The following is an 8884-nucleotide window of genomic DNA, read 5'->3' on the forward strand; positions in this document are numbered from 1 at the left end:
CTTGTCTCCCAACTACTCACCAATCGACTGAGAATGGGTCGGAGGATCGACTGGATCTGAGCTTGGCGGAGGCGATCTTTGGCGGTGGCTTTGATGATGGCATAAGTATTGAGATGAACAAAGCGATCTTGCAGCTCCGCACATGGTGCGGCTGGCAATGGTGGTAGTAGTTCGGCAACAAATCGCTCGCCCGATCGCCCCATCAAATACATCAGCATCACTGGTTGCAGCGACCATTTGCCATCGCGACATGTCGTAATACAACGGCGGGAGAGTGACTGCAGCGCACTGATAATTTCCCCCGGCGCGGTGCGATCGAGTAATAAATTCGAGCGCAACTCTGCTCCAGAGACGGGTTCGCGTTCGATCGCCAGCCAAGACACCAACTGTTGCTCGATCGTTGAGAGTCGCCCGAATTGCCGATTGAGAATATCGTCAATATTCTGAAACTGAAGTTGACCGCTTTCCATCAGCGCGTAGAGTTCCAGGACTTTCTCGCCACCCCCAGTCATTTCCACCGCCGTAATCGCGGCGATTTTGAGGGCGAGCGGATTGCCAGCATAGTGCGCGTGGACTTTTTGCCACATGTGCTCTGGGAGCTGCGGACAACCATAAGCTTGAATTAATTGATGTCCGGCACTAACTGTCACCCCCGCGATGGTCATCGATCGCACGAGCTGGGGACTGACGATTTGCGATCGGGCGATCGTATGGGGTTTTTCGCGACTAGTCAGGATCGCACAACTGTGATGGGGCAATTCGCCCAGTGCTTTAAATAATCGATCGTAACCCTCATAGCCCGGTAAATATTGACCGGATTGGACTTGGCCTTCGAGAATCGATTCAACATTATCCACAATCAACAGACAGCGATCTCGTCTGAGAATGGCAATTAATAGCTCGATCTGTCGGTCTAAAGCCTCTGGCAACTCCAACAGCGGCTGCGGCTGCAGGCACTGGAGTAGATCGCTACAAAGTTCGGTTGCCGTCGGTACATTAAGCAGCGATCGCCAGATCGTCCGATCGAAATATTCCCCACATGTACGGGCGATCTCCACCGCCAGAGTGGTTTTACCCATCCCTCCCATGCCAATCAGGAAGACGATCTGACAACGTTCGTACAGACACCAATCAGTCAGCGTTGATAGCTCCTCCGTGCGCCCATAAAAATGTGCGTCCAGCTCCAAATTAGCTGCTGGCAAGCAATCTAAATCTACCTGCCGGTTTCGATCGTCCAGACTGGCCGCCCCTGCAATTAGTAGGTTCGGGCGATCGTCGAGTCTAGCTTCTGGTTGCTGGACATACCAAAGTAGCACTGCCGCCAAGCTACTTTTTGTAACTCTTCGATCGAATTTCTGACTCAACAACTGCCACAATTGCGCGCCAGTTCCTTTGATATAACCGAGCTGATAACGCTTGGTACGTTTGCGATCGCTGGGTTCGAGTTCTGGCGCGGCAGCGACGCTCTCATCCGGCTCGGCTTTAGCTGCGGCTACGATTTGTTGATAGCTTTGTCCTGCCAGCACGCCACGAATAATCTGAATCTGGACTGGATTCAGGGGTTTGGGAGCTAAAACTGTTTCAATAATTGCGATCGCGCGATCGGCATCCATATTTACAACCAATTGACAGCAAAAGAACGCGCGGCTAGCAAAGTCTTGCTAGCATCGGCGCGATCGATGCTAAGAATCTCAATGTTGGAATTTGGCAATTAATACTCGCTTGAAGCTGGGAGTTTAATCTTAATTCTTCAACCAATTAAATATCATACACTCCGTGCAACTTTAACCGAGCTATCTAGTTATTAACTAGCTAGCTCGGCTCAAGTTGGGCGAGCGCGTGCGTGAGCACTCGACTTTAAATTGAGGAAGTTATTGCCCAGATCGAGCATCCCGTTCTTGGGGGCAGTTCTTTACATCATCTACCTGCTATGTTAACCAGATCGCTGTGGAGATTCTAGCTATCGCACTACCCTCGATCGTCAAACCGATCGGAGCCGCCGAATTACCTAAAAGTAACGCTCTCGACTGCGCGATCGCCAGTGGTAGGGCTGCGCCCCTCATCAAACCGCACCAATTTTAATTACCCCTGAGGACGCGCGGCGCGATTGGCTACTTTAGCAATGCCAGCAATTAGTTCGGGAAACCGCACATGGATCGATCGGCATCCGTTTAGCACTCCTAGTCATAGAGTGCTAAATTTTGGAGGAGATGATTAGAAAAAAATAATATGGCAAAAATCATAGCATTTAACGAAGAGTCCCGTCGTGCCCTCGAACGGGGCGTCAATGCCTTGGCTGATGCGGTCAAGATTACTCTCGGACCCAAAGGGCGGAATGTCCTCCTAGAGAAGAAATTTGGCGCACCTCAGATCGTAAATGATGGGATTACCGTCGCCAAAGAAGTCGAATTATCCGACCCCTTGGAAAATGCTGGGGCGCGATTGATTCAGGAAGTTGCTGCCAAAACCAAAGATTCGGCTGGCGATGGCACCACTACAGCCACCGTCTTGGCTCAAGAAATGATTCGCGAAGGCTTGAAGAACGTCGCCGCTGGTAGCAATCCCATGGGCATCAAGCGCGGTATGGACAAAACCGTGACGATGTTGGTTGCTGAAATTGCTAAACTCGCTAAACCCGTTGAAGGTAAAGGCATCGCTCAAGTAGCCAGCGTCTCTGCTGGCAACGATCTAGAAGTCGGCGAAATGATCTCCGCTGCGATGGATAAAGTCACTAAAGATGGCGTTATTACCGTCGAAGAATCCAAATCCCTCACCACCGAACTCGATGTTGTCGAAGGGATGCAGATCGATCGCGGTTATCTCTCCCCCTATCTCGTCACCGATCAAGAGCGGATGGTCGTAGAATTTGACGATGCGCTGATTCTGATTGTTGACAAAAAAATTAGCTCGATCCAAGAATTAGTCCCGATTCTGGAAAAAGTCGCCCGCGCTGGCAAGCCGTTGTTAATCATCGCTGAAGATCTTGAAGGTGAAGCCCTCGCGACTCTAGTTGTTAATAAAGCACGCGGTGTCCTCAGCGTGGCCGCCATCAAGGCTCCTAGCTTTGGAGATCGTCGCAAAGCAATGCTCCAAGATATCGCCATCCTCACTGGCGGACAGATGATTTCCGAAGAAATCGGCCTGAACCTGGATACTGCCACGATCGAAATGTTGGGCAAGGCTGCAAAAATCACGATCGATAAAGAAAACACCACGATCGTCTCTAGCAACAGCAGCAGTGGCGACCTTCAAAAACGGATCGCTCAACTCAAGCAACAGCTGGCAGAAACAGATTCGGCTTACGACACCGAAAAACTTCAAGAACGAATTGCCAAACTTGCTGGTGGTGTCGCCGTCATCAAAGTCGGTGCGGCTACCGAAACCGAACTCAAAGATCGCAAACTCCGGATCGAAGATGCCCTGAATGCGACTAAAGCAGCCGTTGAAGAAGGTATCCTCCCTGGTGGTGGTACGACGTTGATTCACCTCGCGAATAAAATCCCGAGCTTTAAGCAAACCCTCACCAATAACGAAGAAAAACTTGGTGCCGATATTATTGCTAAAGCTCTCGAAGCACCGCTGCGTCAGATCGCGAACAACGCTGGTGTCGAAGGCTCCGTTGTCGTAGAACAAGTCCGCATTGCTGCTGATAACATCGGTTACAACGCGGCAACTGGCGTATTTGAAGACTTAATGGCTGCCGGAATTGTCGATCCGGCTAAAGTCGTGCGTTCTTCCTTACAAAATGCAGTTTCGATCGCGGGTTTAGTCCTCACTACCGAGGCATTAGTCGTCGAGAAGCCCGAACCTAAATCCGCTGCCCCTGACATGGGCGGCATGGGCGGCATGGGCGGCATGGGTGGCATGGGTGGCATGGGCGGCATGGGCGGCATGGGCGGCATGGGCATGATGTAGTCCCCCAGCCTTTGTTACTAAGCTAGGTTAATAAAAAGAGCCGATCGAATATTTCGATCGGCTCTTTTTATTAAATACCCTCATCCGCTCTTCACAGCTATTCTCTTCGGTGCGTTACGCTGTCGCGATAACACACCCTACAATCTATCCACTATTCACTATTCACTTAATTCCCTTCCGCCAATCCCAACGGCAACGTTAAATAGACGATCGTTTCGTGACGAGAGTTAATATCGATCGCAAACACACCATCATACAAATCGACGATCTTCTTGACTACTTTCAATCCCAATCCTAATTCCTGGTCGCCCACATTCAAGCCAGAGAGCGGCAGATCGATCGGGGTATCCGATCGGCGATCGCCAATCCAGAAATGAAACGATCGATCGATAACACGACCGCAAAGTTGAATTTTTACGCCAGCTTCAGAAAATTTAAAAGCATTATCTAATAATTCTTTAATCGCTAGTTCGCTATGCTTGGCTGTCACGGCGATAGTGGCTAGTTCAATATCGACATCTAAGTCTTTGTCTCGATTTAACCATTGAGCTTGGACGATCGCGATCTGTTCGATAATTTCTTTAATATTACAAACTTCATTATTATAAAATTGCTTTTTTTCAGCCGCAAAATCTAGATACGTCCAAAATTTATAAGTATTTGTTTGAATATTAGTTGCCGATCGATTTGCCGAATCGATCAGATGTCGCACTTGCGTTTTGCTAAATTGTTCTAGATTTGCACTAAGTTCCTCTAGTTGCTCTTGAATGCTACTTAATGGCGTACTTAATTCGGTGACGAATCCGATCGCCAAATCGCCGACTAATTCACCTAAATTATTTTCTAATGACGCAATACTATTTTGCTGAAGCCTGGATAAAGACTCGATTCGATCGAATTGTTTTTTGTTGCGTACCATCGATTTGACTCTCGATCGCAATTCCAAACCATCCATCGGTTTGTTGATAAAATCGTCAGCCCCAGCATCTAAACATTGCGCTAAAATCGATTTACCCGCAGCCGCAGTGACAATGATAATCGGAATCGCTCGCCATTTGCGCATCAATCTCAACCGTTTGCATACTGCCAAGCCATCCATACCGGGCATCATTAGATCTAGCAGAATTACATCTGGACTAATTGTCTCTAAAATCTTGAATGCTTCCGAGCCACTACTAGCATAAGTCATTTCATAATTATCGCTAGCAAGTAATACTTCGACGACTTCAAAGTTAGTTAATTCATCATCAACTACCAGAATTGAGTGTTTGTTCATAGCTGCCATGGTAATCGATCTACACCTGATTTTTGGGATGATAGCGGGGCTGCCCGGTACTAAAAGTTCGCTGAATAATTCAGGCGATCGATGGCGTTAGCATTGCCATCGGCAAATGCATTGCGACTGGGGAACCACTGTTGGTAGCCAAGGCATTAACACTCGGGACTTGGGGCGGCGATAAGTATCGATAAATATACCGAACCGATTCTAATTATGCGATATGAGCCGCTAGAATGGATATCTGCTTTTTATTAGTATACCCAGTCACAATTAGCATATTACTATATTACTGATTAGATTGATTCACACTTAGAGCATAAAACTGCATAATTAATGAATGATGTGAAATATAGAACGAATCTCGATAGATTACAAGCACCAAGGGGGATTGGGGCACAATACTTAATTAATACTTAATCTATTTTAGATGGAGAATATTGATTTTTCTCTATTACAGCTTTATTAAAAATATAAGCGATCGTCAACATGGCTCGCTTATTTACCTAAAAATTTAACGATCTAAACGATTGATATAGCCGATCGGTTAGCTCTAATTGCGCCGCTTTCAAAAGTTATTTCGATCGTTTAGATCTAATTGCTGCCATCTCAAAACATCGACCGGTACCACAAACCAGATATTGACTGAATCTGGCACTTTAACTAGCATCGTTCGATGGTAGCCAGGATCGGCTTCAATCCAAGTATGGCGACCGACGTAAGCCAAAATATGTTGCCCGTCAACAGTTGCCGCGAGATCGCCTGGTAATAGTCGATTCACATCGATAGCGTTAATACTTGCCGATCGAAATAATGTCGTCGTCAAACCCCGCTCGCCATTCTGTAAAGCTAGCGCGCTCAAATCGAACCACCACATCGCCAATCCTCGTCGCACTAAAGTGGGATTGAGGGTTGTTAGCCCCTGCCGTAAGTCAGCCTGAATCAACCCCTGACGGACTAAACCAGAGCAATCGATGCCTGTATGATTTTCGCCCCCCCAGACATAGGTAGTGCCGAGATAAGTATGCAACGATCGGATGTATTCAGTACGCAGCGATTCGATATTTACCGGACGACCTGGCAATAGTAAAAACATCACCAGCAGGCTTGTCACAGCGATCGTCACAACTCTGAGGGCGACTCGTCGCCACCATAGATACAAGCTACCCGCCCAAATTGCCACCACCAAGACGACGATCGCTAGTCGCATGACGCCATAACCGATCGGTTGCATCAGGAGTACCACCAACAAAAACCAAGCCAAACACCACAGTAGGTAGATTTGGCGACGACTAATCGCGATCGACGGCATAACAGCAGTAGGAAAGGGAATACTTTCAGAGTTCCCATCCGTACTGTAATTCGATCGTTTGGCGATCTTGTAGATCTGAACAGCACAGAAGTTTCCCCCAATCCCCAATCCAAAATACTATTACACCGCATCTGGATCGATTCCCAACGATCGTAGTTTAGCTGCCAATTTTTCGGCTCGATCGCGTTCTCGACGAGCTTGGATTTGAGCTTGTACGATCTCTGTTTGTCCTTGTCTAATTTGCTCCTCTGGCGTGGAATAACGTTGGTTGTCTGCTGTATACCAATACAGCCAATCTCTAGTCAAACCTCCATACTCACCGCGCTCGTAGCCGATTCCCAACCCAATTTCTGGCATCCAGAAAGGATTGGTATCTTGCAGCTCGTATCGACCGTTGACAAGTTTGTGGATTTCTAATTTTGGCTTGCGTCGCCGCTTAGAGTTGTAAATGACATAGTACGAGACTCCCATGCGGGCGTATTCTTCGAGCTTGCTGGTGTATTCTCGACCAGGAGTCACCGAAACGACTTCCAGCACGAAAATCGGTACGACTTGCTCTTCCCACAGTACATAACTAGGACGCAGTTCTTCGTCGTAAAATCTTTCTACGCCCAAACTTAAGAACCCATCGGGCACAATTGGTGGTTGTTCGGGATGATAGTAGATTCCCATATCAATTCCAAAAAACCAATCCATCCGATCGACCCATAGGATCTGTAAAATCGATTTGAGCAAGCCAGGTATCAGTTCTTGGAGTTCGTTATCCACGGGAGTATCGTCCGAGCAGGGCAGTTCGTCGGCGGTGGGGAGGTATCTGGGTAGTTCGGATTGGAACATGGCTACAATAATACCAAAACAGATACAGCTATTTTACTCCGCAATTTCTGTTTCCTGCGTCTCACTGACTGCATCGAGATCGATCGCCAGAGCTAATTGATAGACATAGCGGCGCGATTGCGAAACTTGTTCGGCGACAATGCGGCTGGCTTGGGAACGGGATGTGCCTTGACGCATCAGCTCGATTAAGGCGCGATCGATCGCGGCAGCAGAGATCGTCGGCTGGCTAGTCGCGGCACCTGCGATAACAATTGCATATTCCCCTTGCGGTTCGGTGTGAGTATAATGCTCGATCGCCTCACCAATGTTGCCGCGCCAAAACTCCTCGTGTAATTTGGTTAGTTCTCTCCCGATCGCGATCTGGCGATCCGCGCCGAATGTGGACGCAAAATCTGCTAATGTCTGGCGCAACCGATGGGGAGATTCATAAAATACTAGCGTCCGTGCTTCCCCTGAAACTGACTCTAGTCGCGTTCTGCGCTCCTCTCCCTTGGCAGGTAAAAAGCCTTCAAATACAAAGCGATCGCTCGGCAATCCCGAAGCACTCACCGCCGTAATTACCGCTGTCACTCCGGGAATCGGAATCACCCGAATCCCCACCGCGACACAAGCAGCGACAATCAAATAACCCGGATCGGAAATCCCTGGCATCCCCGCATCGGTTACTAGCGCGATCGATTTTCCGGCTTGGAGCTGCGCGATCAGTTCGGGAATGCGTTGTTGTTCGTTATGCTGGTGATAGCTAATTTGCGGCGTCTTTATCTCGAAGTGGTGGAGCAATTTCCCTGTATGGCGGGTATCTTCAGCCGCGATCGTATCCACATCGCGCAATACCTGAATGCCCCGCATGGTCATATCGCCCAAGTTACCGATCGGCGTACCGACTAGATATAGAGTTTTACCAGTGACTTCATTTGACATGTTTGGTTCTAATGTTGCTCCCAAAAATTTATGGGTAGGAATCGGGTGTCAGCTTGGCGTATCTAAATTCGCCATTCAACAGGCGATCGAGTCGGTCTTCGCCGCGTCCGATCTCGATCTTGCCACAATTGCGGGACTGGCAACACTCGATCGCAAGGCAAATGAGGTCGGATTGGTGGCATATTGCCAGGAATCGGGCTTGTTTTTAAAAACTTATGCGCCAGAACGGCTAAATTCCGTTACTATGGCACACTCGTCTCAATTAGTTGCGACACTAGTCGGGACGGCTAGTGTCGCCGAAGCAGCAGCTTTATGTGCAGCTCAGACCGATATCTTGTTAGTACCCAAGCAAAAATTTCGACTCGATGCTGAATCAAAAGCAGTTACAGTCGCGATCGCCAGACAAGATTTATAATCGATCGACACTAATGTCTAGGGTGCCTGGATATTATATCTAGGGGTACAAACAATTAGAAACCCGACTTCGTTTCTAAAGAAGTCGGGTTTCTATAATGAAATATTTTACCTAAAGCCTAAAGCCTAAGACCTAAAGCCTAAGACCTAAAACCTAAAGCCTAACTTAGCCTTCTTTCTCAGCCAGACTCAGACCAGCAGCAAACTCT

8 protein-coding genes are annotated in these 8884 nt (G+C 48.1%); 3 read left to right on the plus strand and 5 right to left on the minus strand.

Annotated elements, in window-relative coordinates; genetic code table 11:
* Positions 1-1613 (minus strand): NB-ARC domain-containing protein (locus tag RMO84_RS04135; RefSeq protein WP_310487212.1); only part of this gene is annotated, 1613 nt, incomplete at its 3' end.
* A gap of 334 nt (positions 1614-1947) precedes the next feature.
* Between RMO84_RS04135 and RMO84_RS04140 the strand changes: the two genes are divergently transcribed.
* Positions 1948-2082, plus strand: coding sequence for a hypothetical protein (locus RMO84_RS04140; protein WP_310487213.1), 135 nt, complete (start codon positions 1948-1950; stop codon positions 2080-2082).
* A gap of 147 nt (positions 2083-2229) precedes the next feature.
* Positions 2230-3915: a chaperonin GroEL gene (gene groL, locus RMO84_RS04145; protein WP_310487215.1), complete on the plus strand. Its 1686-nt coding sequence runs from the start codon at positions 2230-2232 to the stop codon at positions 3913-3915.
* 166 nt (positions 3916-4081) lie between these two features.
* On the opposite strand, the gene RMO84_RS04150 is transcribed toward groL, so the two are convergent.
* The 4 genes from RMO84_RS04150 to rsmI form a co-directional block, all read right to left on the minus strand.
* Positions 4082-5191: a hybrid sensor histidine kinase/response regulator gene (locus tag RMO84_RS04150; protein ID WP_310487217.1), complete on the minus strand. Its 1110-nt coding sequence runs from the start codon at positions 5189-5191 to the stop codon at positions 4082-4084.
* Between the two features lie 568 nt (positions 5192-5759).
* Positions 5760-6503, minus strand: coding sequence for an NlpC/P60 family protein (locus RMO84_RS04155; RefSeq protein ID WP_310487218.1), 744 nt, complete (start codon positions 6501-6503; stop codon positions 5760-5762).
* A 120-nt stretch (positions 6504-6623) separates the two neighbouring features.
* Positions 6624-7340, minus strand: a complete 717-nt coding sequence (locus RMO84_RS04160) for a Uma2 family endonuclease (protein ID WP_310487219.1) — start codon at positions 7338-7340, stop codon at positions 6624-6626.
* A 33-nt stretch (positions 7341-7373) separates the two neighbouring features.
* Positions 7374-8261: a 16S rRNA (cytidine(1402)-2'-O)-methyltransferase gene (rsmI, locus tag RMO84_RS04165; protein WP_310487220.1), complete on the minus strand. Its 888-nt coding sequence runs from the start codon at positions 8259-8261 to the stop codon at positions 7374-7376.
* Here rsmI and RMO84_RS04170 point away from each other — a divergent pair.
* On the plus strand, positions 8245-8676 hold the full coding sequence (locus tag RMO84_RS04170) for a cobalamin biosynthesis protein (RefSeq protein ID WP_310487221.1): 432 nt from the start codon (positions 8245-8247) through the stop codon (positions 8674-8676). The genes rsmI and RMO84_RS04170 overlap by 17 nt on opposite strands.
* Positions 8677-8884 lie beyond the last annotated feature (208 nt).

Source organism: Chamaesiphon sp. VAR_69_metabat_338, assembly GCF_031423935.1.
In the GTDB taxonomy this organism is placed as follows: Bacteria; Cyanobacteriota; Cyanobacteriia; order Cyanobacteriales; family Chamaesiphonaceae; genus Chamaesiphon.